Source organism: Tenacibaculum sp. DPLXC6 (assembly GCF_056815515.1).
The window spans coordinates 3,129,018-3,154,414 of the sequence record NZ_CP141806.1 but is presented as its reverse complement, the minus strand read 5'-3'; the positions used below and the strand labels follow the sequence as shown (position 1 = coordinate 3,154,414).

Below are 25,397 nucleotides of genomic sequence, written 5' to 3'. Positions count from 1 at the left end.
GTTTGCTGAAAATATTAACCTCCTTGTGTAGATTTAATGATTAAAATATTATCATTATTTTGGAGTATACGTGAAGTCCACTCTTCCTTCTTCACTACGTTACTATTAACTGCAATAGCAATACCATTAGTTTTAACTTTTAGCTCATTAACTAAGTCTTGTAACGAAAGTGTCCTAGAAAATTCTTTTTGAGTGTCGTTTACTTTTAAGGTTATCATATAAAACTTATTTTAAAGTAAACTGTAGAAGAAGTTCAGAATCGTTTCTTTAAAATAAAAACGACACTGAATAAAATGTTACAACTTTTCCCTACGCTGGTGTTAACCATATCAGGTTCTAAGGATGTTTCTCAAACTAGCGAACTAGCTACTCCTAAAGTTTACTGAAGCAAATATAAGTGTTTATTTTTCTAAACTACCTTTATAAAAATAAAAAAGCGAGTATGTACATACTCGCTTTTTTATTTTGTTTTATATTTTTTTATAAGGTCTTTACTTTTTTAGTTACTTCTTCAAGTACTTCAAAAGCAGTTTCAGCCATTTTATTTCCTTTGAAATCTAATAACGGATTTACTTCAACAAACTCTACACAAGCTACTTTTTTACTTGCTAATAATCCATTGATAATATTAATGATTTCATACTGATCAAATCCTTTAGGTACAGGTGTTCCTGTTCCATAAGAAATCATATCACAATCCATTGAATCTACATCAAACGACACATAAATAACATCACAATTAGAAAGTTTATCTAAAGCTTCGTTTACACAAACATCTAATCCTCGATAACGGACTTCAGCAACCATATAGTTTTTAATACCATATTTTTCCATTTGTTTGTCTTCCGGCTCTTCTGTATCACGAACCCCAAAGAAAACAATGTCTTCTGGTAAAACTTTTTGTCCTGGAGTACCTATGTTTTTCATACGTTCCCATAACTCTGACGTTTCTCTGTCTACATCATTAATTTGGCAATCTAAATTATCATCTGAAATTGCTGCAGACAAAGGCATACCGTGAATATTTCCAGATGGCGATGTATAAGGTGAATGTAAGTCTCCATGAGCATCAATCCAAACTACTCCAACTCTTTTAGTTGGGTTTGCTGCTTTTACTCCACTTATAGTTCCTAACGCTGAAGAATGATCTCCTGACAAAACTATTGGAAACTTCCCTTCTTGTAAATTAACTTTTACGTGATTGCTTAAACGTTTACATTGATTAAAAACGCTATCAATTCGTTTTGCAAATGAGTTATTTACCTTATTATAAATCGATTCATTTTCTGTAATTACATCTTCAAAATCAAAAGAATCGAAATAATTACTTTTTTTGTTTATTGCTGCAATTTCAATTGCATCAACCCCCATATCAGATCCACGAGTTCCTGCTCCAATATCTGATCTGTTTTTGATAATTTTAATTTCTTTCATCATCAGTTATTTTACATAAAAAAAATGTCATTTAATTATTTTAAATGACACTTTTTAAATAGTTTATCTCTTGTCTAATTCTACGAACTCCCTTAAGTTCTCTCCAACGTAAACTTGACGTGGACGACCTATTGGTTCTTTGTTTAAACGCATTTCTCTCCATTGTGCTATCCATCCTGGTAAACGTCCTAAAGCAAACATAACTGTAAACATTTCTACAGGAATTCCCATAGCTCTATAAATAATTCCTGAATAGAAATCTACGTTTGGATATAATTTTCTTTCAACAAAATATGGATCATTTAATGCTTCTTGCTCTAATCCTTTTGCGATATCTAAGATTGGATCTTCAACTCCTAAGTCGTTTAATACTTCGTCAGCTGCCTTTTTAATAATTCTTGCTCTTGGGTCGAAGTTTTTATATACACGGTGTCCGAATCCCATTAAACGGAAAGGATCGTTTTTATCTTTAGCTTTAGCCATGTACTTTTTAGTATCTCCTCCATCTTCTTTAATAGCTTCTAACATTTCAAGTACTGCTTGGTTTGCACCTCCATGTAAAGGTCCCCATAAAGCAGAGATACCTGCAGATAATGATGCAAATAATCCTGCATGAGAAGATCCAACAATACGTACTGTAGATGTAGAACAGTTTTGTTCGTGATCTGCATGTAAGATTAATAACTTATCTAAAGCATCTTTTACTATTGGGTTTAACTCATACTCATCGTTTGGTTTTTGAAACATCATCGTTAAGATATTTTCAACATAACCTAATTTACGAGATCCATAGTTTAATGGCAGTCCTTGCTTCTTACGTAAAGTCCAAGCTACTAATACTGGGAATTTACCCATAATTTTAACGATAGCTTTATACATATCTTCTTCTGAATCAACGTTAACAGAAGATGGATTGAAAGCTGTTAATGCAGACGTTAATGATGATAACACTCCCATTGGATGTGCATTCTTTGGAAATGCATCAATTATTTTTTTGATGTCATCATCAACAATAGCTTCATCTAAGATATCACCATAAAACTTTTCTAATTGTTCCTTAGTTGGTAATTCTCCAAAGATTAAAGCATAAGCAACTTCTAAAAAGTCTGCTTTTTCTGCTAATTCTTCAATTGAATATCCACGGTATCTTAGAATACCTTCTTCACCATTTAAAAATGTTATAGCACTTTGGCATGAACCTGTATTCTTGTATCCTGGATCTATGGTTATAACTCCATCCGTGACTCCTCTTAAGGCTTTAATATCAATTGCAGTTTCATTTTCTGTTCCTTTTACTAAAGGAAACTCATACGTATTTTCGCCAATTTGTAATTTTGCTATATCTGACATTTTTTAACTATAATTTTTTATGATTGAAGTGAGTTGCGAAGATACCATTTTTTGGATTATTTTGAAAGAGCGAATAGATAGATTTTTAATATAAAAAAATCAATTTATTTTATTCAAAATAAACTAAAACTCACTTATATATAATATAAGGTTTCTATATCTAAAATCTCTTTACTAATTTCTCATACTTTTTCTTCAGTTTTTTAAAACTGACTGAATTACAACACTTTAACCTCTCTTTCAAGAAAACTTCTTTTTAGTTTTTTAGATACATGTTTTTGTTTTAAAAGAAAGATTAATTAAAATACTTACTCTGCTAAAAAATAACATTATAAAATAAAATGTTAATTTTTTATTATTATTTCATTAATACTCAATAAGTATATACTTTTCAAAAAAATAAATTCAATTCATAAAACCCTTTCACAATGAAAAAATTTCAATTTATTATTGCATTATTATGCATATCCTTTCTTACTGTACAATGTACCCAAGAAGAAAATAACCTTACAAATGACAATGCTCCTACAGGTATTAGTTCACCAAGTATGCTAAATGTTAACGACGCTGATCACTACACAGTTGATGGTTTTGGTCCAAATTCTTATTGGGCTGAATATATAGTTAATCAATCTACTACTAATTTTTTAAAGACTGAACATAACGAAGCTGCAAGCTTTTTTGGAATGGGTAATGTACCTTTATACTTAGCGGGTGGTGACGGAACTTTCAATGCTCTTTCTTTTTCAAACGGTTATATTGTTTGGGGAGAGGAATTGTTAGCAAGCGCTTTAAGTTATGGTAATGCTGCCATTGCATACGTTGCTGCACATGAAATGGGACATCAGGTACAATTTAGAGATAATACTATACCTAGTGGTAATCATGTAAGTGCTACTGAATTAGAAGCTGATGGATTTGGAGGATATTTTATCCGAAGAACTTATACTAGTAACTGGAATACTGCTGCTAGTGCTTATAATTTTTCGCAAACTTTAGCTGGACCTAATGGAAGCTCTCACGGTACTGCTTCTCAAAGAAGGTCTGCTTTTAGATTAGGATATTTATTAGGAGACAACGGAACTTTTAGCAACAGAAATTTTGACAGAAACTTCTTTTACTACTATGACTATTATGTTGTGGGTGGTAGACTAAAATTAGAGTTAAAAAAGCCAGCATCTATAGAACAAAGTCAACATGAGAATATTGTTGCTCACCTAGAAGAATTACATAAAATTTACACAGGTGAAATTTCAGAAGATGAATTCTTAAACTTAAACTAAAAAACAACTAACTAAATAATTACGAATTGAATTTAAAAGGCTGTCTTAAAATGTAAAGACAGCCTTTGTTTTAATAACTATTATAAGCCTAATTAGGCTTCAGTCTGGTTTTTAAATCTTTTTTACCATTTTATAACTAAAAAAGCCCGTACTTTATGTACGAGCTTTAAAAACTATATTAAAAAGTATTATTTTACTTTAAAAGCTTTTTCTTGTGGATAATAAGCTACATCCGCTAATTCTTCTTCAATACGTAATAATTGATTGTATTTTGCCATACGATCTGAACGTGAAGCTGAGCCTGTTTTAATTTGCCCACAGTTTAATGCTACTGCTAAATCTGCAATGGTATTATCTTCTGTTTCTCCTGAGCGGTGACTCATTACAGAAGTATATCCTGCATTGTGTGCCATGTTTACTGCTGCAATTGTTTCTGTTAAGGTACCAATTTGATTTACTTTAATTAAAATTGAATTTGCAATACCATTTTCAATTCCTTTTGATAAACGCTCAACATTAGTAACAAATAAATCGTCTCCTACTAACTGAACTTTATCTCCTACTTTCTCCGTTAACATTTTCCATCCATCCCAATCATTTTCATCCATTCCGTCTTCAATAGAAATAATAGGATATTTTTCACATAACTCTGCTAAATAAGTTGCTTGCTCTTCAGAAGTTCTAACTGCTCCTTTGTTTCCTTCAAACTTAGTGTAGTCATATTTTCCATCTACAAAAAATTCAGCTGAAGCACAATCTAGTGCAATCATTACTTCCTCTCCAAATTTATATCCTGCATTTTTAGTTGCTAAAGCAATAGTTTCAATGGCATCTTCAGTTCCTTCTAAAGTTGGAGCAAAACCTCCTTCATCACCTACTGCTGTAGACAAGTTACGTTCATGCAATACTTTCTTTAAGTTGTGAAAAATTTCAGAACCTACTTGCATTGCTTCTGTAAAGTTTTGGGCTTTTACTGGCATAACCATAAATTCTTGGAATGCAATTGGTGCATCTGAATGCGAACCTCCATTAATGATGTTCATCATAGGAACTGGTAATGTATTTGCTGAAACTCCACCAACGTATCTATATAAAGGTAATCCTAATTCATTTGCTGCTGCTTTTGCTGCTGCTAATGAAACACCTAAAATAGCATTTGCTCCTAAAACTGATTTATTTGGAGTCCCATCTAAATCAATCATTAATTGATCGATCATGTTTTGTTCAAATACTGATACTCCTAATAACTCTTGTGCTATAACAGTGTTTACGTTTTCAACTGCCTTTAGTACACCTTTTCCCATATAGCTATCACCTCCATCACGTAATTCAACGGCTTCATGTTCTCCTGTAGAAGCTCCTGATGGTACTGCAGCTCTACCTACAATTCCGTTTTCAGTAGTTACATCTACTTCAACTGTTGGATTTCCTCTTGAATCAAAAATTTGACGTGCATGGATGTTTATTATGATACTCATAGTGTTTATTTTTTACTCTTGAACTAGGCTAAGAGTGGTGTGAAATTTATTTTTAATTATAGATTCCCGTGAATATTAGTTCACGGGAATCTCTATATTTTTTATCTATTTTAAGCTTTTACTTTTTTGATGTTTTCTATAAATTGATCAAATAAGTATTCTGCATCGTGTGGACCTGGACTTGCTTCCGGGTGATATTGTACCGAAAATACATTTTTAGACTTCATTCTAATACCTGCTACTGTATTATCATTTAAATGTACATGTGTAATTTCCACATCAGGATGCACTTCTGTTTCTTCTCTATTGATAGCGAAACCATGGTTTTGAGAAGTGATTTCTCCTTTTCCTGTCAATAAGTTTTTTACCGGATGGTTTATCCCTCTATGGCCATTGTGCATTTTATACGTAGAGATTCCGTTGGCTAATGCAATTACTTGATGTCCTAGACAGATTCCAAACAATGGTAAATCTTTTTCGATTATTTCCTTTGCTGTCTTTTGAGCTTCTTCTAAAGGTTCAGGGTCACCAGGGCCGTTAGAAATAAAATATCCATCTGGATTAAAATCGCTCATTTGCTCAAAACTTGCATTGTATGGATATACTTTAATGTATGCTCCTCTTTTTGCTAAATTTCGTAAGATATTTTTCTTAATACCTATATCTAGGGCTGATATTTTAATTGGAGCATTTTCATCACCTACAAAATAAGGTTCTTTAGTTGATACCTTAGAAGCTAATTCTAATCCTTCCATATTAGGAATCTCAGCTAGTTGCTTCTTTAATTCGTCTATTTTATCTACTTCAGTTGAAATAATAGCATTCATAGCTCCATTTTCTCTAATGTAAGATACTAACGCACGTGTATCAACATCTGAAATGGCTACTAAATTATGCTTTTCAAACCAGTCAAATAAATTTCCGTCAGAATCTACACGAGAGTGTGTAAAACTAAAGTTACGACAAATTAAACCTGAAATTTTTATTCCGTCTGATTCTACTTCTTCATTATTAACTCCATAATTACCAATATGAGCATTGGTTGCTACCATTAATTGTCCGAAGTAAGAAGGGTCTGTAAAAATTTCTTGGTATCCTGTCATACCGGTATTAAAACAAATTTCTCCTGTTGCGGTTCCCTCTATCCCAATAGATTTACCGTAGAAAATAGTTCCGTCTGCTAATAAAACTAATGCTTTTTTACGTGTTTGATATTTCATTTAGTGGTGTTGTGTAATTTGTTTGCAAAAATATATAAAAAAAGGATAAACAATACTTTGTTTACCCTTTTGTTATTTTATAATGAATTATAATAATTTAAAATTTTTTTTACGTCTTTCTCTTTTCTAAAAGAGAAATTATTTTTTTGAGCATAAGACTCTACATCTTTTTTTAGATTTTTATCTATATGCTTCAAGATCGACTTTTTCTTTATTTTTTTTAAGTTTAAAACTTTTCCTTTGATTTTATCTTTTATTAAGTATTCTTTTTTTATTTTAAAATGTGCTGGCCTTATAACTTTTCCATTTAACTTGTCTATAACTTCTTCTTTCTTATAAGAAAAAAAACGTAAGTTTAAGTTTAATCTTTTTCCTTTTACTAAAGTTTCATAAATATTATTATTATCTCTTATAAACTCTTTTCTACCTATTATCGCCTTATCTATAGTTGAGAAAACAAAAAGACTGTCATTATTAATTCTAGAAACGAAACAATTATCAATTAAATCAATATTAAAATTATTTATTACGTACTTTTTTTTATTTGCATCAAAAATTATAGCCTTATTAGAAAAATCTTTATAGTAATATTCCCTTTTGATTTTCTGTTTAGTTTCTGTCATTCTGTAAAACCCTGACGATGTTTTTGTAAAGCTTGATTTTGGACTACTATCAACAACCCTGAAAGAGGACTGTGAATACATTAAAGAACCTAACATAAAAAATAAAATCATAGCTAAAAATTGAATCTTTTTCATCTTTATATAAAAATTTAAGTTAATATCCCTCTAATCTATAACATTTTTATTTAAAAAAAGGGACAAACATTAAATGTTTATCCCTTTTATATAATTTATAAAAATTTTCATTTTTATTCTTCTTCTTGTGAAGTTTGAGTTTCAACAGCTGCAGCTTCAGTTTTCTTCGCTCCACCACGACGGCTACGACGAGTACTCTTTTTAGCTTTGTTTCCTTTTGGATTGTATAACTCGTTGTAATCAACTAATTCTACCATTGCCATAGGAGCGTTATCTCCTTGACGGTTTCCTAACTTGATAATACGAACATATCCTCCTGGTCTGTCTGCTACTTTTACAGAAATTTCTTTGAATAATTCTGTAACAGCTTCCTTACTACGTAAGTAACTAAATACTACACGACGGTTGTGAGTTGTATCGTCTTTAGATTTTGTAATTAAAGGCTCTACAAACTTACGTAAAGCTTTCGCTTTAGCTTCAGTAGTATTAATTCGCTTGTGCTCGATTAAAGAACAAGCCATGTTAGATAACATCGCTTTTCTATGCGCTGTTTTTCTTCCTAAATGATTAAATTTCTTTCCGTGTCTCATGACATTTGGTTTTAGCTCTCATCTTGCTACTACTCTATTTTAGAGGAGCAAACTATGAAAGGTTAATCTTTATCTAATTTGTATTTGCTTAAATCCATTCCGAAACTTAAACCTTTGTTAGCCACTAACTCATCTAATTCAGTTAATGATTTTTTACCAAAGTTTCTGAACTTCATTAAATCGCTTTTGTTGAATGATACTAAGTCTCCTAAAGTATCTACTTCTGCAGCTTTTAAACAGTTTAAAGCACGAACAGATAAATCCATATCAACTAATTTCGTCTTTAATAACTGACGCATGTGTAATGATTCTTCATCATATGTTTCAGTTTGTGCGATTTCATCAGCCTCTAAAGTGATACGCTCATCAGAGAATAACATAAAGTGGTGGATTAAAATCTTAGCTGCTTCAGTTAAGGCATCTTTAGGATTGATAGATCCATCAGTATCGATATCGAAAACTAATTTTTCGTAATCGGTCTTTTGCTCTACACGGAAATTTTCAACAGCATATTTTACATTCTTTATAGGAGTGTAAATAGAATCTGTAAAAATTGTTCCTAAAGGAGCACCAGCTCTTTTGTTTTCTTCTGCTGGTACAAAACCTCTACCTTTTTCAATGGTAATTTCAGCATTTAACGTTACCGATTTATCCATGTTACAAATTACTAAATCTGGATTTAGTACTTGGAAACCTGAAATGAACTTTTGTAAGTCACCAGCTGTTAATTGCTCTTGTCCTGATATTGCTATAGAAACTGTTTCTCTATCTGATTCTTCAATCTGCTTCTTAAAACGTACTTGTTTTAAGTTTAAGATAATCTCAGTTACATCTTCTACAACACCTTGAATTGTTGAAAACTCATGATCAACTCCGTCAATACGTAATGATGTAATGGCAAATCCTTCAAGAGAAGATAATAATACTCTTCTTAAAGCGTTACCAACTGTTAATCCAAAACCTGGTTCAAGAGGTCTGAACTCGAATCTTCCTGAAAAATCAGTAGATTCAATCATTATTACTTTATCAGGCTTTTGAAAATTTAAAATTGCCATATTTTTTTCTTCGTTTTAATTGTTATTCAGTTGCGCGGTTTATAAGTGTGAAGAAATACGAATAAACCCTTTGGCTGAATACCAATATTATTAATTTATTACTTAGAGTATAATTCTACGATTAACTGCTCTTTGATATTCTCAGGAATTTGTAATCTTTCTGGTACTTTTACAAATGTTCCAGATTTTTGATCAGCGTTCCAAGTTAACCATTCGTAAACATTGCTATTAGCAGCTAAAGCATTTTCAATAGCTTCTAACGACTTAGATTTTTCTCTTACTGCTACTACATCTCCCTCTTTTAATCTATAAGATGGAATGTTAACGATATCTCCGTTAACTGTAATGTGACGGTGAGATACTAACTGACGTGCAGCTCTACGTGAATTAGCAACACCTAAACGGTATACTACGTTATCTAAACGAGATTCACATAATTGTAATAAGATTTCACCTGTTACTCCTTGAGAAGCTGATGCTTTTTTGAAAAGGTTACGGAACTGACGCTCTAAAATACCATAAGTATATTTAGCTTTTTGCTTCTCCATTAACTGGATTGCATATTCAGATTTTTTACCTCTTCTTTTACCTACTCCATGTTGTCCTGGAGGGTAGTTTCTTTTTTCGAAGTTCTTGTCGTCTCCGAAAATTGCCTCGCCAAACTTACGAGCAATCTTAGTTTTTGGTCCTGTATATCTTGCCATTTCTAATAAAAATTAGTAGGGATTATGAATTAAGGCTTACTCCTTCGATAATCTTTAAATCCTACTGTGTTAAAATACTTGTTTTTTGCGCACGAAAGTACGCTAAATAAAGTATAAGTTGAATTAATTCAACTTATACTCTTCTTCTTTTAGGTGGACGACATCCGTTGTGAGGAATTGGAGTAACATCAATGATTTCTGTTACCTCGATACCTGAATTGTGGATAGATCTGATTGCAGATTCTCTACCGTTACCTGGTCCTTTAACGTACACTTTTACTTTACGTAAACCTGCTTCTTTAGCAACGTTTGCACAATCTTCTGCCGCTAACTGAGCTGCATAAGGAGTGTTCTTTTTAGAACCTCTGAAGCCCATTTTCCCTGCAGATGACCAAGAAATAACGTCACCTTTTTTGTTTGTTAAAGAAATAATAATATTGTTGAAAGATGCAGTTACGTGTGCTTCACCAACTGACTCTATTACAACTTTACGTTTTTTTGTTACTTTAGACTTTGCCATAATTCTTTACTATTAGTAAAAAATAATCAATGATTATTTTTTCTTGTTAGCTACAGTTTTTCTCTTACCTTTTCTTGTACGAGAGTTATTCTTTGTTCTTTGTCCACGTAATGGTAAACCAAGTCTGTGACGAATACCTCTTTGACATCCGATGTCCATTAAACGTTTAATGCTTAATTGAACTTCAGAACGTAACTCACCTTCAATAGTGTAAGTTCCAACTTGCTCACGAATTGCTGCAATTTGATCATCAGTCCAGTCTTGAACTTTGATACTTTCATCTATATTGGCAGCAGCTAAAACTTCTTTAGCTCTGCTTCTTCCTATACCAAAGATGTAAGTTAAAGCGATAACACCTCTTTTATTCTTTGGAATATCTATACCTGCGATTCTTGCCATAACTACCCTTGTCTTTGTTTAAATCTAGGATTCTTTTTGTTAATTACATATAATCTGCCTTTTCTGCGTACAATTTTGCAGTCGGCACTTCTTTTCTTTAATGATGCTCTTACTTTCATCAGTGTGTGTTTTTAATATCTGTAAGTAATTCTTGCCTTTGATAAATCATACGGACTCATTTCTAACTTTACCTTATCTCCTGGTAATAGTTTGATATAATGCATACGCATTTTTCCTGAAATGTGAGCCGTAACAATATGTCCGTTCTCTAATTCTACTCGAAACATTGCATTTGATAATGCTTCTGTAATGGTTCCGTCTTGTTGAATTGCTGGTTGTTTAGCCATATTATTTTAATGATTTTCTGTTACTGTTACCTGTTTTCATTAAACCATCATAACGACTGTTTAATAAATACGAGTTTATTTGCTGAATAGTGTCTATTGCAACTCCTACCATAATGATTAATGATGTTCCTCCATAAAACATTGCCCAGTTTTGTGTAACTCCAAACTTTACAATGATTGCAGGTAAAATAGATAAAGCTGCTAAGAAAATAGATCCTGGTAATGTAATTTTCGACAATACTGAATCTAAGAAATTAGCTGTTTCTTCACCTGGCTTATAACCTGGAACAAAACCATTACTTCTCTTTAAATCTTCCGCCATTTTATTTGTTGGAATAGTAATAGCTGTATAAAAGTAACTAAAGACAATAATTAATAAAGCAAATATAACGTTATACCATAAACCGTTAATATCAGTTAAACTGTTTAATGCTGGGTATTTTTGCCCTAATGCTATTGGTAAAAACATAATAGCTTGTGCAAAGATAATTGGCATTACTCCAGCTGCATTCAATTTTAAAGGAATGTACTGTCTTGCGCCATCAACATCTTTAATGTTTGTAACTGCTGTACGACGTGCGTATTGAACGGCTACTTTACGTACTGCTGTAACTAATAATACGGTTAACAAGATTACTACAAACCAAACTATTAATTCGATTAAAATCATCATAATTCCTCCAGCTCCTGCAGTTTGCTTTGAAACTAACTCTTGTATGAATGCTGCTGGGAAGTTTGCAATAATACCTACGGTAATTAATAATGAAATTCCATTACCAACTCCTTTATCAGTAATACGCTCTCCTAACCACATTGCAAAAATTGTTCCTGCACTTAAAAGAATGATTGATGATACCCAAAATGTTGCTCCTGTTACTAAGAATGCTTCTTGCGGTAAACCCATTTGATTTTGGATTACTCCAATATAGGTTGGCGCTTGAAACAATGTAATAGCAATTGTAAGCCATCTTGTTATTTGCGTAATCTTCTTACGTCCACTTTCTCCATCTTTTTGTAGTTTTTGTAAGTATGGTACTGCGATTCCCATTAACTGAACTACAATAGATGCAGAAATATAAGGCATTATACCAAGTGCCATTACTGACGCTCTAGCAAATGCCCCACCTGTAAATGCGTTTAATAAACCTAAAAGTCCACTGTCAGTGCTGTCTTTTAATGCTGCTAACTGAGTAGGATCAATTCCTGGTAATGGAACTGCTGCCATGAAACGGTAAACAGCGATTAAACCTAAGGTTAAAAGTAATTTCTCTTTTAACTCTTCAATCTTCCAAATGTCTTTTAAAGTATTTATAAAATTCATCATTTACAATTCTTATAATGTTACTGCTTCACCTCCTGCTGCTTCGATAGCTGCTTTAGCTGATGCTGTAAATTTATGTACAGTTATATTTAATTTAGCTTTTAACTCTCCACCACCTAATATTTTTACTAAGTCGTTTTTACGAGCTAATCTGTTTTCTACTAAAACATCTAAATTTACTGTATCTGTTATCTTTCCGTTATCTACTAATGATTGTAACTTGTCTAAATTTACACCAACATATTCTTTACGATTAATGTTAGTGAAACCAAATTTAGGCACACGTCTTTGAAGTGGCATTTGTCCTCCTTCAAATCCTATTTTACGAGAATAACCAGAACGAGATTTAGCTCCTTTATGTCCTCTTGTAGAGGTACCTCCGTGACCAGAACCTTCTCCACGAGCAATTCTTTTACCGCTTTTTGTAGATCCTGCTGCTGGTTTTAAGTTGTGTAAACTCATCTTTATATTGTCTTATTTAATTTCTTCAACAGAAACTAAGTGTGAAACTTTACTTACCATACCCAAAATTGTAGCTGATGCTTCATGTTCTACAGTTTGGTTCATTTTACGTAAACCTAACGCCTCTAACGTTCTTTTTTGATTTTTAAGGCGACCGATTTGACTTTTTACTTGTGTAACTCTAATTTTACTCATCGTCTTAAATTTTAACCGTTAAAAACTTTCTCTAAAGATATACCTCTTTGCTTAGCAATAGTAGCAGCGCTACGTAATTGTAATAAAGCATCAAAAGTTGCTTTTACTACGTTGTGAGGGTTTGATGATCCTTGAGACTTTGATAATACGTCTTTAATACCTACAGCTTCTAATACTAAACGTACAGCACCCCCAGCAATAACCCCGGTACCGTGTGAAGCAGGCTTGATGAATACTTTCGCTCCACCAAATTTACCTTTTTGTTCGTGTGGTAATGTTCCTTCTAAAATAGGGATACGTACTAAATTTTTCTTTGCATCTTCTACTGCTTTAGCAATTGCAGAAGAAACATCTTTAGATTTCCCTAATCCGTGACCTACAACACCGTTACCATCTCCTACTACTACGATTGCAGAGAATCCGAATGCTCTACCTCCTTTAGTTACTTTGGTAACACGTTGTACACCTACTAATTTATCTACAAGCTCTAATCCGCTTGGTTTTACTCTTTCTACGTTTTTATATCCTAACATAATATAATTTCTTAAAATTTTAAACCAGCTTCTCTTGCAGCGTCTGCTAATACTTTAACTCTTCCGTGGTATAAATATCCGTTACGGTCAAAAGCAACAGTATCAACACCAGCCTTTACAGCTTTTTCAGCAATAGCTTTGCCTACAGCTGTAGCCGCTTCTGCTTTAGAACTAGATGTAATTTCTTTATCTCTTGATGATGCAGATGCTAATGTAACACCAGCAACGTCATCGATTAACTGAGCATAGATTTCTTTATTACTTCTGAAAACTGATAATCTTGGTTTTTCAGCTGTTCCTGTAACAATCTTTCTAATTCTATGCTTAATTCGTTGTCTTCTTTCAAGCTTTGATAATGCCATAATAATTTCTCTTATTTATTATGCAGATTTACCTGCTTTTCTTCTTAATACTTCTCCTACAAACTTAATTCCTTTTCCTTTGTAAGGTTCTGGCTTACGGAATGAACGAATTTTTGCTGCAACTTGACCAACTAATTGCTTGTCATGTGAAGTTAATTTTACGATTGGATTCTTACCTTTTTCAGATACTGTTTCAACCTTAACTTCTGGAGCTAAATCTATTACAATATTGTGAGAGAAACCTAAGGCTAAATCTAACTTTTGTCCTTGGTTAGATGCTCTATAACCAACACCTACTAACTCTAACTCTTTAGTAAATCCTTTGCTTACACCTTCAACCATATTATTGATTAAAGCACGGTATAAACCATGTGCAGCTCTATGATCTTTACTTTCTGATGGTCTCTCTAAAGTGATAGTACCATCTTCAACTTTTACAGTAATTCCAGACTTAATTTCTTGAGTTAACTCTCCTAATTTACCTTTTACTGTAACCACATTTCCGTCTACTTTTACTTCAACACCTTGTGGCAATGCGATTGGATTCTTTCCTATTCTACTCATCTTACAAAATGTTTTTTAGTAAACGTAACATAATACTTCTCCACCAACGTTCTCTTGTCTTGCTTTTTTGTTTGTCATTACACCTTTTGATGTAGAAACAATAGCAATACCTAATCCGTTTAATACTCTTGGCATTTCTTTAGCGCCAACGTATCTACGTAAACCTGGTGTTGAAATTCTTTGAATCTTTCTGATTACTGATTCTTTCGTATCACGATCGTATTTTAAAGCTATCTTAATAGTCCCTTGAACTTTATCTTCATTGAACTGATAACTTAAAATGTAACCTTGATCGAACAAAATCTTCGTCATTTCCTTCTTCAACTTTGAAGCAGGAACTTCAACTACTCTGTGATTTGCTGCAATAGCATTTCTCACTCGAGTAAGAAAATCCGCGATTGGATCTGTATACATAGTTAATTAATTTTCGGTTTTGGTTTTTAGCATCTTTACAAATACTAAACCTGAAACCAGTTAATATTTATTTAATTGTTTTTTGAGTAAAATCTCGTAGGCATTATACTGTTTGATTAGTATTTACTTACAAGGCATAATTTACCCTATAAAAACAGTGTGCAAATATACATAAACTTTTTAAAAATCAAACCTTTTTAATCATTATCATTTTTAGTATCAAAATATTACGTTTTTATAAGTCTATTTTAAACTAAAGTGAAGTTTATATATTTAGCGGTTACAGCTTTATATTAAACACAAAAGGCGTATAACTTTTTATTGTTATACACCTTTTGTTTACATATTTAAAGAGCTGTTTACCAGCTTGCTTTTTTTACTCCTGGAATTAATCCTTGGTTAGCCATTTCACGGAAAGTAACACGTGAAATTCCGAACTGACGCATATATCCTTTAGGACGTCCAGTTAGTTTACAACGGTTGTGCATTCTAATTGGTGATGCGTTTTTTGGTAACTTTTGTAATGCTTCATAGTCTCCAGCTTCTTTTAAAGCTTTTCTCTTTTCTGCATACTTTGCAACCATTTTAGCTCTTTTGCGCTCACGCGCTTTCATTGATTCTTTAGCCATCTTATTAATTCTTTTTAAATGGTAATCCTAATTCTCCTAATAATGATTTAGCTTCTTTATCAGTGTTAGCAGATGTTACAAAAGTAATATCCATACCACTAATTTTTTTCACTTGATCAATATTAATCTCTGGGTAGATGATTTGTTCAGTAATACCTAAGTTGTAATTACCTCTACCATCAAAACCATTTGCTTTGATACCGTTAAAGTCTCTTACACGTGGTAAAGAAGCTGTAACTAATCTATCTAAAAATTCGTACATTTTGTCTCCTCTTAACGTAACCTTTGCACCAATTGGCATTCCTTTACGTAATTTGAAGTTTGCAACGTCTTTCTTAGAGATTGTAGATACTGCTTTTTGACCTGTAATAGTAGTTAACTCGTCAATAGCGTATTCTATTAATTTCTTATCTGCTATAGCTGCACCAACACCTTTACTTACAACGATTTTTTGTAATTTAGGTACTTGCATTACATTGCTATAACCAAATTCATCAGTAAGAGCTTTGATAACTCTGCTCTTGTACTCTTCTCTTAATCTTGGTACGTAACTCATTGTTATATTGCTTTATCTGATTTTTTTGATACTCTTACTTTCTTATCTCCTTCAACTTTATATCCTACTCTAACAGCTTCACCGTTTTCGGTTAATGCTACGTTTGATATATGTAATGGAGCTTCTTTCTTTACAATTCCTCCTTGTGGATTAGCAGCACTTGGCTTAGTGTGTTTAGACACCATATTTACACCTTCTACTACTACTCTATCCTTATCTTTAAGAATTTGTAAAACTTTTCCTTCAGATCCTTTGTGATCTCCTGCTATAACTTTAACAGTATCTCCTGATTTAATTTTAAATTTTTTCATTTTAAAATCTGATTTTATAACACCTCAGGTGCTAATGATACTATTTTCATAAATTGTTTCTCACGTAATTCACGAGCCACAGGTCCGAATACACGAGTTCCTCTCATTTCCTCAGTAGGATTTAAAAGTACACAAGCATTATCATCAAATCTGATATATGATCCGTCTTTACGTCTAACTTCTTTCTTAGTACGAACAACAACTGCACGAGATACTTGACCTTTTTTTACAGTTCCGTTTGGAGTTGCAGATTTTACCGATACTACGATTTTATCTCCAACGCTAGCGTAACGCTTTTTTGTTCCTCCTAAAACTCTAATCACTAAAACTTCTTTTGCTCCAGTGTTATCTGCGACTTTTAATCTTGATTCTGTCTGTAACATATTATTTAGCTCTTTCTAGGATTTCTACTAATCTCCAACGCTTAGATTTACTCATAGGACGTGTTTCCATGATCCTTACAGTATCACCTTCGTTGCAATCGTTATTCTCGTCATGTGCAACGTACTTCTTAGTCTTTAATACGAACTTTCCGTACATTGGGTGCTTTACTCTTTTTACCTCGTTTACAACGATAGACTTCTCCATCTTGTTACTAGATACTACACCGATTCTCTCTTTTCTAAGATTTCTTTTTTCCATCTTTAAAACTGACTAGAATTATTGTAATTCTCTTTTAGTTAACTCTGTAGCAATTCTTGCTACAGTTTTTCTTAAGCTACGTAACTCTAATGGGTTTTCCAATGGAGTTATGGCGTGAGCCATCTTAAGATCAGTATAATTTTTCTTCAACGCCCCTAGCTTTTCTTGTAAGTCAGCTGTTGATAATTCTTTAATTTCTGATTGTTTCATGATCTAATAGAATTAAGCGTTATAATCAAAATCTCTTGCTATTACAAACTTCGTTTTTACAGGAAGTTTTTGCGCTGCTAAACGTAAAGCTTCTTTTGCTACTTCCATTGGTACACCACCAATTTCAAACAAAATTCTACCTGGTTTTACAACTGCTACAAAGTGGTCTGGTGCTCCTTTACCTTTACCCATACGTACCTCTAACGGTTTCTTTGTTATTGGTTTGTCTGGGAAAATTTTAATCCAAAGTTGCCCCTCTCTTTTCATATAACGAGTTGCCGCAATACGAGCTGCCTCAATTTGACGAGAGGTAAGTAAGTTCTGGTCTAATGATTTGATACCAAACATTCCGTTAGAAAGTTGAGTACCTCTTCCAGAGTTACCTTTCATATTTCCTTTCGCCTTCTGTACCTTACGGTATTTTACTCTTTTTGGCTGTAACATTGTTAATTTCTTTTAAAAATTATTTTCTTCTGCGAGGTTGACGTTTACCACCACCTTTGTTTCCACTACCCTTTTGCTTAGATAGTCCAACTAATGGAGATAACTCACGTTTTCCATAAACCTCACCTTTCATAATCCATACTTTCACACCGATTCTTCCGTATGTAGTATGTGATTCAACAAGTGCATAATCGATATCTGCTCTGAAGGTAGAAAGAGGAATTCTTCCTTCTTTGTAATGCTCAGAACGTGCCATTTCAGCTCCGTTTAAACGACCTGATAATTGCACTTTAATTCCTTCTGCATTCATTCTCATTGCAGCAGCGATAGCCATTTTAGTAGCTCGCTTGTAAGAAATTCTGTTTTCAATTTGACGTGCAATACTAGCTGCAACTAATTTTGCATCTAATTCTGGACGTTTAATTTCGAAAATATTAATTTGAACTTCTTTACCAGTAATTTTCTTAAGCTCTTCTTTTAACTTGTCTACCTCTTGACCTCCTTTACCAATAATGATACCTGGACGTGCTGTAGTGATAGTAACGGTTACAAGCTTTAAAGTACGCTCAATAATAACTCTTGATACACTTGCTTTAGATAATCTAGCATATAAATACTTTCTTATCTTGTCATCTTCAGCAATCTTATCTCCGTAGTCATTTCCACCATACCAGTTAGATTCCCATCCTCTGATAATTCCTAAACGATTTCCTATTGGATTTGTCTTTTGTCCCATTTCTACTTTGATTAATTACTGTTATTTTTAGTTCCTAACTCTAAAGTTACGTGATTAGAACGCTTACGAATTCTGTGTGCACGACCTTGTGGAGCTGGTCTTAACCTTTTTAACATACCTGCGCTATCAACACAAATTGATTTTACGTATAATCCAGCATCTTCGATACTTGCATCTTCATTTTTAGCTTGCCAGTTAGCAATTGCTGATAATAATAACTTTTCTAAGTTACGTGATGCTTCTTTTGGACTGAACTTTAAGATTTGTAAAGCTTTTTCTACTTCAACTCCTCTTACTAAATCTGCTACCAAGCGCATTTTTCTTGGTGATGTAGGACAATTAGTTAACTTAGCGAAAGCTCTAGACTTTCTAGCTTCTTTTAACTGTGTTGCCATGTTATGTTTACGACTTCCCATAATTTCCTACTATTTTTTACCTTTATTTTTTGCACCAGCATGTCCTCTAAATGAGCGTGTTGGTGAAAATTCGCCTAATTTATGACCTACCATGTTTTCAGTAACGTAAACTGGTACAAACTGACGTCCGTTGTGAACTGCAATTGTTTGCCCTACGAAATCAGGAGTAATCATACTTGCTCTAGACCAAGTTTTGATAACTGACTTACTACCTGCTTCTACGTTAGCTAACACTTTTTTCTCTAACTTATAGTGAACGTAAGGTCCTTTTTTTAATGATCTTGCCATGGTTTATTATTTCTTTCTACGTTCTACGATATACTTATTACTAGCTTTGGTCTTTGATCTAGTCTTAAATCCTTTAGCAGGAATACCGTTTCTAGATCTTGGATGCCCTCCAGAAGAACGTCCTTCACCACCTCCCATTGGGTGATCAACTGGGTTCATTCTAACGGCATTTGTTCTTGGTCTTCTTCCTAACCATCTACTTCTACCTGCTTTACCTGAAACTAATAACTGGTGGTCTGAGTTAGACACTACTCCAATTGTAGCCATACAAGTTAATAAGATAAATCTTGTTTCTCCAGAAGGTAATTTAACTGTTGCATATTTACCTTCTTTTGCAACTAACTGAGCAAAAGCTCCAGCAGAACGAGCCATAACAGCTCCTTGACCTGGGTGTAATTCAATACAAGAAATTGTAGTACCTAATGGAATTTCACTTAAGTACATAGCATTTCCAACTTCTGGAGATGCTCCTTTTCCTGAAATGATTGTTTGACCTACTTTTAATCCGTTTTGTGCAATCACATAACGCTTTTCACCATCAGCATAACTAACTAAAGCAATAAATGCAGTACGGTTTGGATCGTACTCGATAGTTTTTACTGTTGCAGGAACACCTTGTTTATCTCTTTTAAAATCGATAATACGGTATTTTTGTTTATGACCTCCACCGATATTACGTGTAGTCATTCTACCCTGGTTGTTTCGACCTCCAGATCGTTTTTTCGGAGCTAATAAAGATTTCTCCGGCTTATCAGTAGTAATGGTGTCGAACCCATTTACAACTCTAAAACGCTGACCTGGTGTTATTGGTTTTAATTTTCTAACTGACATTCTGTCTTTTCTTAAAGATTGTTATAAAAATCAATAGTTTCTCCTTCAGCTAACTGAACGATTGCTTTCTTGTATCCACCTGTTAATCCAGTAACTAAACCTTTTTTAGTGTATTTAGTTTTTCTTTGTGCTGGATAATTCATTGTTTTTACAGATTCAATCGCTACACCATAAGCAGCTTCAACAGCTCCTTTGATTTCTAATTTGTTAGCTTTCTTATTTACAACAAATGTATAACGGTTGTTTAACTCGCTATCATTTGTAGCTTTTTCTGTAATAATAGGTTTAATTAAAATACTCATCTTGTTCCCTATTTACTTAAATTAGACTCAATTCCTTCTAGAGAGCTTTCAGAAATAACAACTTTATTAGCATTTAAAACGCTGTATGTGTTAATACCTGAAGCATCTACTACTTTAGAACCTTTTAAGTTACGAGATGATAAGTAAACGTTCTTACTTTCTTCACCTAATACGAATAAAGACTTTTTAGCGTCTAATTCTAAAGCTTTTAATACATTGATAAACTCTTTAGTTTTTGGAGCTTCAAAGTTGAAGTCTTCTACAACTACTAAATTGTTTTCTTTTGCTTGAATACTTAAAGCTGACTTACGTGCTAAACGCTTTAAGTTTTTATTTAACTTAAAAGAATAGTTTCTTGGTCTTGGACCAAACATACGTCCACCACCTCTAAAAACACCAGACTTGATACTACCCGCACGAGCTGTACCAGTTCCTTTTTGTTTTTTTATCTTTCTTGTACTACCAGCAATCTCAGCTCTTTCTTTCGATTTATGAGTACCTTGTCTTTGATTAGCCAAATACTGCTTTACATCTAAATAAATCGCGTGATCATTTGGCTCAATTCCGAATACCTCGCTAGAAAGTTCAACTTTTCTACCAGTATCTTTTCCTGTAATATCTAATACTGCTACTTTCATTATTTCTCGATAGTTACATAAGAGTTTTTGTGACCAGGAATAGCCCCTTTTACAACGATAAGATTCTTATCTGCAACCACTTTTAAAACTCTTAAATTTTGAACTTTTACTTTGTCTCCACCCATACGACCTGCCATACGCATTCCTTTGAATACTCTTGCAGGGTATGATGCTGCACCAATTGAACCTGGAGCTCTTAAACGGTTATGTTGACCGTGAGTTGCTTGTCCAACTCCGCCAAAACCATGACGTTTAACAACACCTTGAAAACCTTTACCTTTAGAAACTCCTGATACATCAACGAATTCTCCTTCAGCAAAGTGTTCAACAGTAATTGAGTCACCTAATTTGTACTCACCTTCGAATCCTTGGAACTCAACGACTTTTCTTTTAGCAGATGTACCAGCTTTTTTAAAGTGACCATCTAAAGCTTTATTAGAGCTTTTTGCTTTTTTGTCATCGAAACCAAGTTGTAACGCGTTATAGCCGTCAACCTCTTCGGTTCTGACTTGGGTAACAACGCAAGGACCTGCTTCGATTACTGTACAAGGAATATTCTTCCCGTTTTCATCGAATAAGCTGGTCATTCCTACTTTTCTTCCTATTAACCCAGACATATTTGTTAATTTTCAGACGATAGATTTAATTTATCCAGCGCGTCTATTAATAAAATAAATTTTTGAAACAAATGTTTCTTGTTTTCCTTCAAATTTCTCAAAAAAAAAGAGCGAAAAACATCTTCACTCTTTGAATTTGTTTTACCGTTTTTCCTTCGCGAAACCCTCAGGACATGTCATTTCTGAATACTTTCCAGAAATTTACACACTCCGAAAACTAAAATTTCGGTGTGCAAAAGTAAAAAAAACTTTCGGCTTAACAAAATTAAACCGAAAGTTATTGATTTACTTATACTTTGATCTCAACTTCAACTCCACTTGGTAACTCAAGTTTCATTAACGCATCAATAGTTTTTGAAGAAGAACTATAAATGTCTAATAATCTTTTGTAAGCAGATAATTGAAATTGCTCTCTAGATTTTTTGTTTACGTGTGGTGAACGTAATACTGTAAAAATCTTTTTATTTGTTGGTAAAGGAATTGGACCGTTTACTACAGCTCCAGTACTCTTTACTGTCTTTACGATTTTCTCAGCAGACTTGTCTACTAAATTATAATCGTAAGACTTTAACTTTATTCTAATTTTTTGACTCATCTTAATTAACCTTTAGCGTTTGCGATTACTTCTTCTGAAATGTTACTTGGAGTTTCTGCATAGTGGGAGAATTCCATTGTAGAAGTTGCTCTACCTGAAGATAATGTTCTTAAAGAAGTAACATATCCAAACATTTCTGATAAAGGAACGATTGCTCTAACTACTTTAGATCCTGCACGATCGCTCATATCGTTTACTTGTCCTCTTCTTCTGTTTAAGTCTCCAACGATATCTCCCATGTTCTCCTCTGGAGTTAACACTTCTAATTTCATCATTGGTTCCATGATTACAGCTCTTGCAGCTTTTGCAGCAGCTTTGTAACCTAACTTAGCCGCTAATTCGAATGATAATTGATCAGAATCTACAGGGTGGAAAGATCCATCCTTTAAAGTAATCTTCATCGAATCCATTTCGTAACCAGCTAAAGGACCATTTTTCATTGCTTCTTTGAATCCTTTTTCTACTGACGGTACAAATTCCTTAGGAACGTTACCACCTTTAATTATAGACTCAAATTGTAATCCTGTTACACCTTCATCAGCAGGCTCCATAGTAAATACAATATCAGCAAACTTACCACGTCCACCAGATTGCTTTTTATAAACCTCTCTGTGATCTGCAGTAGCTGTTAAAGCTTCTTTATACTCTACTTGTGGTTGTCCTTGATTTACTTCAACCTTAAACTCACGCTTTAAACGGTCTACAATAATATCTAAGTGTAACTCTCCCATTCCTGAAATAACAGTTTGCCCTGAAGCTTCATCTGTTTTTACAGTAAACGTTGGATCTTCTTCAGCTAATTTAGCTAAAGCCATACCTAACTTATCTACATCTGCCTTAGTTTTAGGCTCAACAGCGATACCAATTACTGGATCTGGGAAATCCATAGATTCTAAAACGATTGGGTGTTTTTCGTCAGATAACGTATCTCCTGTTTTAATATCTTTAAATCCTACTGCTGCTCCAATATCTCCAGCTTCGATAAAATCGATTGCATTTTGTTTATTAGAGTGCATTTGGTAAATACGTGAAATACGTTCTTTCTTACCTGAACGGTTATTTAACACATAAGAACCTGCATCTAAGTGACCAGAATACGCACGGAAGAATGCTAAACGACCTACGAAAGGATCAGTAGCAATTTTAAATGCTAAAGCTGAGAATGGTGCTTTTGCATCTGGCTTACGTGTTTCTTCTTCACCTGAATCTGGGTTAGTACCAATGATATTATCTCTATCTACAGGAGAAGGTAAGTAACGACATACAGCATCTAATAAGAACTGTACACCTTTATTTTTAAATGATGAACCACACACCATTGGAATGATAGACATATCCATTACAGCAGCTCTTAATGCAGCGTGCACTTCTTCTTCTGTAATTGAATCTTCATCTTCCATGTACTTCTCTAATAAGTTTTCGTCATAAGCAGCAACCTCTTCGATTAACTTACCACGTAACTCACGAGCCTCTTCTTTTAAATCTTCTGGAATATCTACAACATCGAAAGTTGACCCATAGTTATCATCATGCCATACAATAGCACGGTTTTTAACTAAATCAACAATACCTTTAAAGTCTGCTTCATCACCAATATTTAATACGATTGGCACTGCGTTAGACTTTAACATATCTTTTACTTGCTGACAAACTGCTAAGAAGTTTGCTCCTTGACGGTCCATTTTGTTAACGAAACCGATACGAGGTACTTTATAGTTATCAGCTAAACGCCAGTTAGTTTCAGACTGTGGTTCTACTCCATCAACTGCTGAGAATAAGAACACTAATCCATCTAATACACGTAATGAACGGTTTACCTCTACAGTAAAGTCAACGTGACCTGGAGTATCAATAATATTAAAATGGTATCCTTTTGTTTCAGGTAATGGCTTTGCATTTTCTAAAGGAAACTGCCAAGTACAAGTAGTTGCAGCAGAAGTAATTGTAATACCTCTCTCTGCCTCTTGCTCCATCCAGTCCATTGTAGAAGCTCCATCGTGCACTTCTCCAATTTTATGAGACACTCCTGTATAGAAAAGGATACGCTCAGTTGTTGTTGTTTTACCAGCATCAATATGAGCAGCAATACCTATATTTCTTGTATATTTTAAATCTCTTGCCATTTCTTATTAAAATCTAAAGTGTGAGAATGCTTTGTTTGCTTCAGCCATCTTATGAGTATCAACTCTTTTCTTAACAGCAGCACCTTCTTCTTTAGCAGCAGCTAAAATCTCAGCAGCTAAACGTTGTGCCATTGTTTTTTCATTACGCTTGCGCGCATAAGAGATCATCCATTTAATCGCCATAGACACCTTACGGTCTGGACGAATTTGCATTGGAATTTGGAAAGTTGCTCCACCAACACGGCGAGAACGAACTTCTACGTGAGGCATCACGTTAGATAAACCATCTTTCCACACTTCTAAAGCCGACTTTTCTTCGTCAGTTTTCTTTTCATTTACGATATCCATTGCATCGTAAAACACTTTGAACGCTACAGATTTCTTACCATCCCACATTAAGTTATTCACAAAACGTGTAACTAATTGATCATTGAATCTTGGATCCGGTAACAAAACTCTTTTTTTAGCTCTTCTTTTCCTCATGTCTTTACATTAAAAAAGTTACTAATTAATTTTTACTTTTTGTCTTTTGGGCGTTTTGCACCGTACTTAGATCTACGTTGGGTTCTACCCTCAACTCCTGCAGTATCTAATGCTCCACGTACCACGTGATATTTAACACCTGGTAAATCTTTTACCCTTCCACCTCTAACTAATACTATCGAGTGCTCTTGCAAGTTGTGCCCCTCACCTGGAATATACGCGTTGATTTCGTTACCATTTGTTAAACGAACCCTTGCTACCTTACGCATTGCTGAGTTAGGTTTCTTAGGTGTAGTGGTATACACACGCGTACAAACTCCACGTCTTTGTGGACATGCTTGTAAAGCAGCCGATTTACTCTTCTTAGTTATTTTGGCTCTTCCTTTACGAACTAATTGTTGAATAGTTGGCATACTAAATTATTACTTGTTTTTAATTTGTACTTAAATTACTCTAATTTTAAGAGTGTGCAAATGTACGATAATTTTCTATTTATTCAAATATCAAGTAGTTATTTTTAAATACACTACCAAAAACATAAAACTTCACCCCAGCACCACTCCTTGTCACCAAACGCAACTAAAACC

39 protein-coding genes and 1 riboswitch are annotated in these 25,397 nt (G+C 33.7%); of the genes, 1 reads left to right on the top strand and 38 read right to left on the bottom strand.

The features are described from left to right. Positions 1 to 14: 14 nt before the first annotated feature. The 3 genes from thiS to VCM48_RS14465 form a co-directional block, all read right to left on the bottom strand. Positions 15 to 218: a sulfur carrier protein ThiS gene (thiS, locus tag VCM48_RS14475; RefSeq protein WP_440121025.1), complete on the bottom strand. Its 204-nt coding sequence runs from the start codon at positions 216 to 218 to the stop codon at positions 15 to 17. Positions 219 to 289: 71 nt separating this feature from the next. Continuing rightward, positions 290 to 384, bottom strand: a riboswitch (TPP riboswitch). Between the two features lie 96 nt (positions 385 to 480). Beyond that, positions 481 to 1,434 (bottom strand): arginase, encoded by a 954-nt coding sequence (locus tag VCM48_RS14470; RefSeq protein ID WP_274639402.1) that lies wholly within the window; start codon positions 1,432 to 1,434, stop codon positions 481 to 483. Positions 1,435 to 1,497: 63 nt separating this feature from the next. After that, entirely contained in the window at positions 1,498 to 2,784 is a 1,287-nt protein-coding gene (locus VCM48_RS14465) for a citrate synthase (protein ID WP_121145828.1), read from the bottom strand. Between the two features lie 428 nt (positions 2,785 to 3,212). Between VCM48_RS14465 and VCM48_RS14460 the strand changes: the two genes are divergently transcribed. Next, on the top strand, positions 3,213 to 4,067 hold the full coding sequence (locus VCM48_RS14460) for a hypothetical protein (protein ID WP_482270961.1): 855 nt from the start codon (positions 3,213 to 3,215) through the stop codon (positions 4,065 to 4,067). A gap of 188 nt (positions 4,068 to 4,255) precedes the next feature. On the opposite strand, the gene eno is transcribed toward VCM48_RS14460, so the two are convergent. From eno to rpsL, 35 genes are all read right to left on the bottom strand, one after another. Further along, positions 4,256 to 5,545 (bottom strand): phosphopyruvate hydratase, encoded by a 1,290-nt coding sequence (eno, locus tag VCM48_RS14455; RefSeq protein WP_482270960.1) that lies wholly within the window; start codon positions 5,543 to 5,545, stop codon positions 4,256 to 4,258. Positions 5,546 to 5,655: 110 nt separating this feature from the next. Then, positions 5,656 to 6,765, bottom strand: coding sequence for a glutamine-hydrolyzing carbamoyl-phosphate synthase small subunit (carA, locus tag VCM48_RS14450; protein WP_482270959.1), 1,110 nt, complete (start codon positions 6,763 to 6,765; stop codon positions 5,656 to 5,658). 77 nt (positions 6,766 to 6,842) lie between these two features. Then, positions 6,843 to 7,523: a hypothetical protein gene (locus VCM48_RS14445; protein ID WP_482270958.1), complete on the bottom strand. Its 681-nt coding sequence runs from the start codon at positions 7,521 to 7,523 to the stop codon at positions 6,843 to 6,845. 113 nt (positions 7,524 to 7,636) lie between these two features. Further along, on the bottom strand, positions 7,637 to 8,113 hold the full coding sequence (gene rplQ, locus VCM48_RS14440; RefSeq protein WP_047789815.1) for a 50S ribosomal protein L17: 477 nt from the start codon (positions 8,111 to 8,113) through the stop codon (positions 7,637 to 7,639). 62 nt (positions 8,114 to 8,175) lie between these two features. Next, positions 8,176 to 9,168, bottom strand: a complete 993-nt coding sequence (locus tag VCM48_RS14435; protein ID WP_099215313.1) for a DNA-directed RNA polymerase subunit alpha — start codon at positions 9,166 to 9,168, stop codon at positions 8,176 to 8,178. Between the two features lie 98 nt (positions 9,169 to 9,266). Beyond that, positions 9,267 to 9,872: a 30S ribosomal protein S4 gene (rpsD, locus tag VCM48_RS14430; RefSeq protein WP_099215312.1), complete on the bottom strand. Its 606-nt coding sequence runs from the start codon at positions 9,870 to 9,872 to the stop codon at positions 9,267 to 9,269. Between the two features lie 133 nt (positions 9,873 to 10,005). Then, a complete protein-coding gene (rpsK, locus tag VCM48_RS14425) occupies positions 10,006 to 10,392 on the bottom strand; it encodes a 30S ribosomal protein S11 (RefSeq protein ID WP_047789818.1) in 387 nt (128 codons plus the stop codon). A gap of 33 nt (positions 10,393 to 10,425) precedes the next feature. Further along, complete coding sequence (gene rpsM / locus VCM48_RS14420; protein ID WP_047789819.1) at positions 10,426 to 10,791, bottom strand: 30S ribosomal protein S13; 366 nt, start codon at positions 10,789 to 10,791, stop codon at positions 10,426 to 10,428. 2 nt (positions 10,792 to 10,793) lie between these two features. Then, a complete protein-coding gene (ykgO, locus tag VCM48_RS14415) occupies positions 10,794 to 10,910 on the bottom strand; it encodes a type B 50S ribosomal protein L36 (protein WP_010181906.1) in 117 nt (38 codons plus the stop codon). Positions 10,911 to 10,922: 12 nt separating this feature from the next. Further along, entirely contained in the window at positions 10,923 to 11,138 is a 216-nt protein-coding gene (gene infA / locus VCM48_RS14410; protein ID WP_024740627.1) for a translation initiation factor IF-1, read from the bottom strand. Between the two features lies 1 nt (position 11,139). Continuing rightward, on the bottom strand, positions 11,140 to 12,459 hold the full coding sequence (secY, locus tag VCM48_RS14405) for a preprotein translocase subunit SecY (protein ID WP_274639426.1): 1,320 nt from the start codon (positions 12,457 to 12,459) through the stop codon (positions 11,140 to 11,142). Between the two features lie 12 nt (positions 12,460 to 12,471). Next, positions 12,472 to 12,921, bottom strand: a complete 450-nt coding sequence (gene rplO, locus VCM48_RS14400; RefSeq protein WP_047789821.1) for a 50S ribosomal protein L15 — start codon at positions 12,919 to 12,921, stop codon at positions 12,472 to 12,474. Positions 12,922 to 12,933: 12 nt separating this feature from the next. After that, positions 12,934 to 13,116 carry a 50S ribosomal protein L30 gene (gene rpmD / locus VCM48_RS14395; protein ID WP_047789822.1) on the bottom strand — a complete coding sequence of 61 codons (183 nt, stop codon included), beginning with the start codon at positions 13,114 to 13,116 and terminating at the stop codon, positions 12,934 to 12,936. An 11-nt stretch (positions 13,117 to 13,127) separates the two neighbouring features. After that, positions 13,128 to 13,652: a 30S ribosomal protein S5 gene (gene rpsE / locus VCM48_RS14390; protein ID WP_099215310.1), complete on the bottom strand. Its 525-nt coding sequence runs from the start codon at positions 13,650 to 13,652 to the stop codon at positions 13,128 to 13,130. Positions 13,653 to 13,660: 8 nt separating this feature from the next. Beyond that, positions 13,661 to 14,011 carry a 50S ribosomal protein L18 gene (gene rplR, locus VCM48_RS14385; protein WP_047789824.1) on the bottom strand — a complete coding sequence of 117 codons (351 nt, stop codon included), beginning with the start codon at positions 14,009 to 14,011 and terminating at the stop codon, positions 13,661 to 13,663. Between the two features lie 18 nt (positions 14,012 to 14,029). Next, positions 14,030 to 14,575, bottom strand: a complete 546-nt coding sequence (rplF, locus tag VCM48_RS14380) for a 50S ribosomal protein L6 (RefSeq protein ID WP_274639398.1) — start codon at positions 14,573 to 14,575, stop codon at positions 14,030 to 14,032. A 15-nt stretch (positions 14,576 to 14,590) separates the two neighbouring features. After that, positions 14,591 to 14,989 carry a 30S ribosomal protein S8 gene (rpsH, locus tag VCM48_RS14375; RefSeq protein ID WP_099215307.1) on the bottom strand — a complete coding sequence of 133 codons (399 nt, stop codon included), beginning with the start codon at positions 14,987 to 14,989 and terminating at the stop codon, positions 14,591 to 14,593. 359 nt (positions 14,990 to 15,348) lie between these two features. Beyond that, on the bottom strand, positions 15,349 to 15,618 hold the full coding sequence (rpsN, locus tag VCM48_RS14370) for a 30S ribosomal protein S14 (protein ID WP_028890738.1): 270 nt from the start codon (positions 15,616 to 15,618) through the stop codon (positions 15,349 to 15,351). Positions 15,619 to 15,622: 4 nt separating this feature from the next. Beyond that, the gene (rplE, locus tag VCM48_RS14365) at positions 15,623 to 16,174 is read right to left on the bottom strand and encodes a 50S ribosomal protein L5 (RefSeq protein WP_274639397.1); all 552 of its coding nucleotides are present in this window, start codon (positions 16,172 to 16,174) and stop codon (positions 15,623 to 15,625) included. Between the two features lie 2 nt (positions 16,175 to 16,176). After that, complete coding sequence (rplX, locus tag VCM48_RS14360) at positions 16,177 to 16,485, bottom strand: 50S ribosomal protein L24 (RefSeq protein WP_125068409.1); 309 nt, start codon at positions 16,483 to 16,485, stop codon at positions 16,177 to 16,179. A 14-nt stretch (positions 16,486 to 16,499) separates the two neighbouring features. Continuing rightward, positions 16,500 to 16,868 (bottom strand): 50S ribosomal protein L14, encoded by a 369-nt coding sequence (gene rplN / locus VCM48_RS14355; protein ID WP_099215305.1) that lies wholly within the window; start codon positions 16,866 to 16,868, stop codon positions 16,500 to 16,502. Between the two features lies 1 nt (position 16,869). Beyond that, positions 16,870 to 17,127 carry a 30S ribosomal protein S17 gene (gene rpsQ, locus VCM48_RS14350; protein WP_099215304.1) on the bottom strand — a complete coding sequence of 86 codons (258 nt, stop codon included), beginning with the start codon at positions 17,125 to 17,127 and terminating at the stop codon, positions 16,870 to 16,872. A gap of 18 nt (positions 17,128 to 17,145) precedes the next feature. Beyond that, positions 17,146 to 17,337, bottom strand: a complete 192-nt coding sequence (rpmC, locus tag VCM48_RS14345) for a 50S ribosomal protein L29 (protein ID WP_028890733.1) — start codon at positions 17,335 to 17,337, stop codon at positions 17,146 to 17,148. A 12-nt stretch (positions 17,338 to 17,349) separates the two neighbouring features. After that, positions 17,350 to 17,781 carry a 50S ribosomal protein L16 gene (gene rplP / locus VCM48_RS14340; RefSeq protein ID WP_047789830.1) on the bottom strand — a complete coding sequence of 144 codons (432 nt, stop codon included), beginning with the start codon at positions 17,779 to 17,781 and terminating at the stop codon, positions 17,350 to 17,352. A gap of 19 nt (positions 17,782 to 17,800) precedes the next feature. Beyond that, positions 17,801 to 18,517, bottom strand: a complete 717-nt coding sequence (gene rpsC / locus VCM48_RS14335; protein WP_125068412.1) for a 30S ribosomal protein S3 — start codon at positions 18,515 to 18,517, stop codon at positions 17,801 to 17,803. An 11-nt stretch (positions 18,518 to 18,528) separates the two neighbouring features. Further along, on the bottom strand, positions 18,529 to 18,933 hold the full coding sequence (gene rplV, locus VCM48_RS14330; RefSeq protein ID WP_028890730.1) for a 50S ribosomal protein L22: 405 nt from the start codon (positions 18,931 to 18,933) through the stop codon (positions 18,529 to 18,531). Positions 18,934 to 18,942: 9 nt separating this feature from the next. Beyond that, positions 18,943 to 19,221: a 30S ribosomal protein S19 gene (gene rpsS, locus VCM48_RS14325; RefSeq protein WP_028890729.1), complete on the bottom strand. Its 279-nt coding sequence runs from the start codon at positions 19,219 to 19,221 to the stop codon at positions 18,943 to 18,945. Between the two features lie 6 nt (positions 19,222 to 19,227). Beyond that, entirely contained in the window at positions 19,228 to 20,052 is an 825-nt protein-coding gene (gene rplB, locus VCM48_RS14320; protein ID WP_274639395.1) for a 50S ribosomal protein L2, read from the bottom strand. Between the two features lie 11 nt (positions 20,053 to 20,063). Next, positions 20,064 to 20,354 (bottom strand): 50S ribosomal protein L23, encoded by a 291-nt coding sequence (rplW, locus tag VCM48_RS14315; RefSeq protein ID WP_047789833.1) that lies wholly within the window; start codon positions 20,352 to 20,354, stop codon positions 20,064 to 20,066. Positions 20,355 to 20,362: 8 nt separating this feature from the next. Further along, complete coding sequence (rplD, locus tag VCM48_RS14310; protein ID WP_099215301.1) at positions 20,363 to 20,992, bottom strand: 50S ribosomal protein L4; 630 nt, start codon at positions 20,990 to 20,992, stop codon at positions 20,363 to 20,365. Then, positions 20,992 to 21,609 (bottom strand): 50S ribosomal protein L3, encoded by a 618-nt coding sequence (rplC, locus tag VCM48_RS14305; protein ID WP_047789835.1) that lies wholly within the window; start codon positions 21,607 to 21,609, stop codon positions 20,992 to 20,994. The genes rplD and rplC overlap by 1 nt, the downstream gene beginning before the upstream one ends. 289 nt (positions 21,610 to 21,898) lie before the next feature. Continuing rightward, positions 21,899 to 22,204: a 30S ribosomal protein S10 gene (rpsJ, locus tag VCM48_RS14300; RefSeq protein ID WP_024740605.1), complete on the bottom strand. Its 306-nt coding sequence runs from the start codon at positions 22,202 to 22,204 to the stop codon at positions 21,899 to 21,901. 5 nt (positions 22,205 to 22,209) lie between these two features. Continuing rightward, positions 22,210 to 24,327, bottom strand: a complete 2,118-nt coding sequence (gene fusA / locus VCM48_RS14295) for an elongation factor G (protein WP_274639393.1) — start codon at positions 24,325 to 24,327, stop codon at positions 22,210 to 22,212. A 6-nt stretch (positions 24,328 to 24,333) separates the two neighbouring features. After that, the gene (gene rpsG / locus VCM48_RS14290) at positions 24,334 to 24,810 is read right to left on the bottom strand and encodes a 30S ribosomal protein S7 (protein WP_028890723.1); all 477 of its coding nucleotides are present in this window, start codon (positions 24,808 to 24,810) and stop codon (positions 24,334 to 24,336) included. Positions 24,811 to 24,842: 32 nt separating this feature from the next. Beyond that, complete coding sequence (gene rpsL / locus VCM48_RS14285) at positions 24,843 to 25,223, bottom strand: 30S ribosomal protein S12 (RefSeq protein ID WP_028890722.1); 381 nt, start codon at positions 25,221 to 25,223, stop codon at positions 24,843 to 24,845. Positions 25,224 to 25,397 lie beyond the last annotated feature (174 nt).

Excerpts from the sequence above, each read along its gene's own strand:
- thiS (WP_440121025.1), bottom strand. The coding sequence starts at position 218 with ATGATAACCTTAAAAGTAAACGACACTCAAAAAGAATTTTCTAGGACA.
- VCM48_RS14470 (WP_274639402.1), bottom strand. The coding sequence starts at position 1,434 with ATGAAAGAAATTAAAATTATCAAAAACAGATCAGATATTGGAGCAGGA.
- VCM48_RS14465 (WP_121145828.1), bottom strand. The coding sequence starts at position 2,784 with ATGTCAGATATAGCAAAATTACAAATTGGCGAAAATACGTATGAGTTT.
- VCM48_RS14460 (WP_482270961.1), top strand. The coding sequence starts at position 3,213 with ATGAAAAAATTTCAATTTATTATTGCATTATTATGCATATCCTTTCTT.
- eno (WP_482270960.1), bottom strand. The coding sequence starts at position 5,545 with ATGAGTATCATAATAAACATCCATGCACGTCAAATTTTTGATTCAAGA.
- carA (WP_482270959.1), bottom strand. The coding sequence starts at position 6,765 with ATGAAATATCAAACACGTAAAAAAGCATTAGTTTTATTAGCAGACGGA.
- VCM48_RS14445 (WP_482270958.1), bottom strand. The coding sequence starts at position 7,523 with ATGAAAAAGATTCAATTTTTAGCTATGATTTTATTTTTTATGTTAGGT.
- rplQ (WP_047789815.1), bottom strand. The coding sequence starts at position 8,113 with ATGAGACACGGAAAGAAATTTAATCATTTAGGAAGAAAAACAGCGCAT.
- VCM48_RS14435 (WP_099215313.1), bottom strand. The coding sequence starts at position 9,168 with ATGGCAATTTTAAATTTTCAAAAGCCTGATAAAGTAATAATGATTGAA.
- rpsD (WP_099215312.1), bottom strand. The coding sequence starts at position 9,872 with ATGGCAAGATATACAGGACCAAAAACTAAGATTGCTCGTAAGTTTGGC.
- rpsK (WP_047789818.1), bottom strand. The coding sequence starts at position 10,392 with ATGGCAAAGTCTAAAGTAACAAAAAAACGTAAAGTTGTAATAGAGTCA.
- rpsM (WP_047789819.1), bottom strand. The coding sequence starts at position 10,791 with ATGGCAAGAATCGCAGGTATAGATATTCCAAAGAATAAAAGAGGTGTT.
- ykgO (WP_010181906.1), bottom strand. The coding sequence starts at position 10,910 with ATGAAAGTAAGAGCATCATTAAAGAAAAGAAGTGCCGACTGCAAAATT.
- infA (WP_024740627.1), bottom strand. The coding sequence starts at position 11,138 with ATGGCTAAACAACCAGCAATTCAACAAGACGGAACCATTACAGAAGCA.
- secY (WP_274639426.1), bottom strand. The coding sequence starts at position 12,459 with ATGAATTTTATAAATACTTTAAAAGACATTTGGAAGATTGAAGAGTTA.
- rplO (WP_047789821.1), bottom strand. The coding sequence starts at position 12,921 with ATGAGTTTACACAACTTAAAACCAGCAGCAGGATCTACAAAAAGCGGT.
- rpmD (WP_047789822.1), bottom strand. The coding sequence starts at position 13,116 with ATGAGTAAAATTAGAGTTACACAAGTAAAAAGTCAAATCGGTCGCCTT.
- rplR (WP_047789824.1), bottom strand. The coding sequence starts at position 14,011 with ATGGCATTATCAAAGCTTGAAAGAAGACAACGAATTAAGCATAGAATT.
- rplF (WP_274639398.1), bottom strand. The coding sequence starts at position 14,575 with ATGAGTAGAATAGGAAAGAATCCAATCGCATTGCCACAAGGTGTTGAA.
- rpsH (WP_099215307.1), bottom strand. The coding sequence starts at position 14,989 with ATGTATACAGATCCAATCGCGGATTTTCTTACTCGAGTGAGAAATGCT.
- rpsN (WP_028890738.1), bottom strand. The coding sequence starts at position 15,618 with ATGGCTAAAGAATCAATGAAAGCGCGTGAGCGCAAAAGAGCTAAAATG.
- rplE (WP_274639397.1), bottom strand. The coding sequence starts at position 16,174 with ATGAGTTACGTACCAAGATTAAGAGAAGAGTACAAGAGCAGAGTTATC.
- rplX (WP_125068409.1), bottom strand. The coding sequence starts at position 16,485 with ATGAAAAAATTTAAAATTAAATCAGGAGATACTGTTAAAGTTATAGCA.
- rplN (WP_099215305.1), bottom strand. The coding sequence starts at position 16,868 with ATGTTACAGACAGAATCAAGATTAAAAGTCGCAGATAACACTGGAGCA.
- rpsQ (WP_099215304.1), bottom strand. The coding sequence starts at position 17,127 with ATGGAAAAAAGAAATCTTAGAAAAGAGAGAATCGGTGTAGTATCTAGT.
- rpmC (WP_028890733.1), bottom strand. The coding sequence starts at position 17,337 with ATGAAACAATCAGAAATTAAAGAATTATCAACAGCTGACTTACAAGAA.
- rplP (WP_047789830.1), bottom strand. The coding sequence starts at position 17,781 with ATGTTACAGCCAAAAAGAGTAAAATACCGTAAGGTACAGAAGGCGAAA.
- rpsC (WP_125068412.1), bottom strand. The coding sequence starts at position 18,517 with ATGGGACAAAAGACAAATCCAATAGGAAATCGTTTAGGAATTATCAGA.
- rplV (WP_028890730.1), bottom strand. The coding sequence starts at position 18,933 with ATGGGAAGTCGTAAACATAACATGGCAACACAGTTAAAAGAAGCTAGA.
- rpsS (WP_028890729.1), bottom strand. The coding sequence starts at position 19,221 with ATGGCAAGATCATTAAAAAAAGGACCTTACGTTCACTATAAGTTAGAG.
- rplB (WP_274639395.1), bottom strand. The coding sequence starts at position 20,052 with ATGTCAGTTAGAAAATTAAAACCAATAACACCAGGTCAGCGTTTTAGA.
- rplW (WP_047789833.1), bottom strand. The coding sequence starts at position 20,354 with ATGAGTATTTTAATTAAACCTATTATTACAGAAAAAGCTACAAATGAT.
- rplD (WP_099215301.1), bottom strand. The coding sequence starts at position 20,992 with ATGAAAGTAGCAGTATTAGATATTACAGGAAAAGATACTGGTAGAAAA.
- rplC (WP_047789835.1), bottom strand. The coding sequence starts at position 21,609 with ATGTCTGGGTTAATAGGAAGAAAAGTAGGAATGACCAGCTTATTCGAT.
- rpsJ (WP_024740605.1), bottom strand. The coding sequence starts at position 22,204 with ATGAGTCAAAAAATTAGAATAAAGTTAAAGTCTTACGATTATAATTTA.
- fusA (WP_274639393.1), bottom strand. The coding sequence starts at position 24,327 with ATGGCAAGAGATTTAAAATATACAAGAAATATAGGTATTGCTGCTCAT.
- rpsG (WP_028890723.1), bottom strand. The coding sequence starts at position 24,810 with ATGAGGAAAAGAAGAGCTAAAAAAAGAGTTTTGTTACCGGATCCAAGA.
- rpsL (WP_028890722.1), bottom strand. The coding sequence starts at position 25,223 with ATGCCAACTATTCAACAATTAGTTCGTAAAGGAAGAGCCAAAATAACT.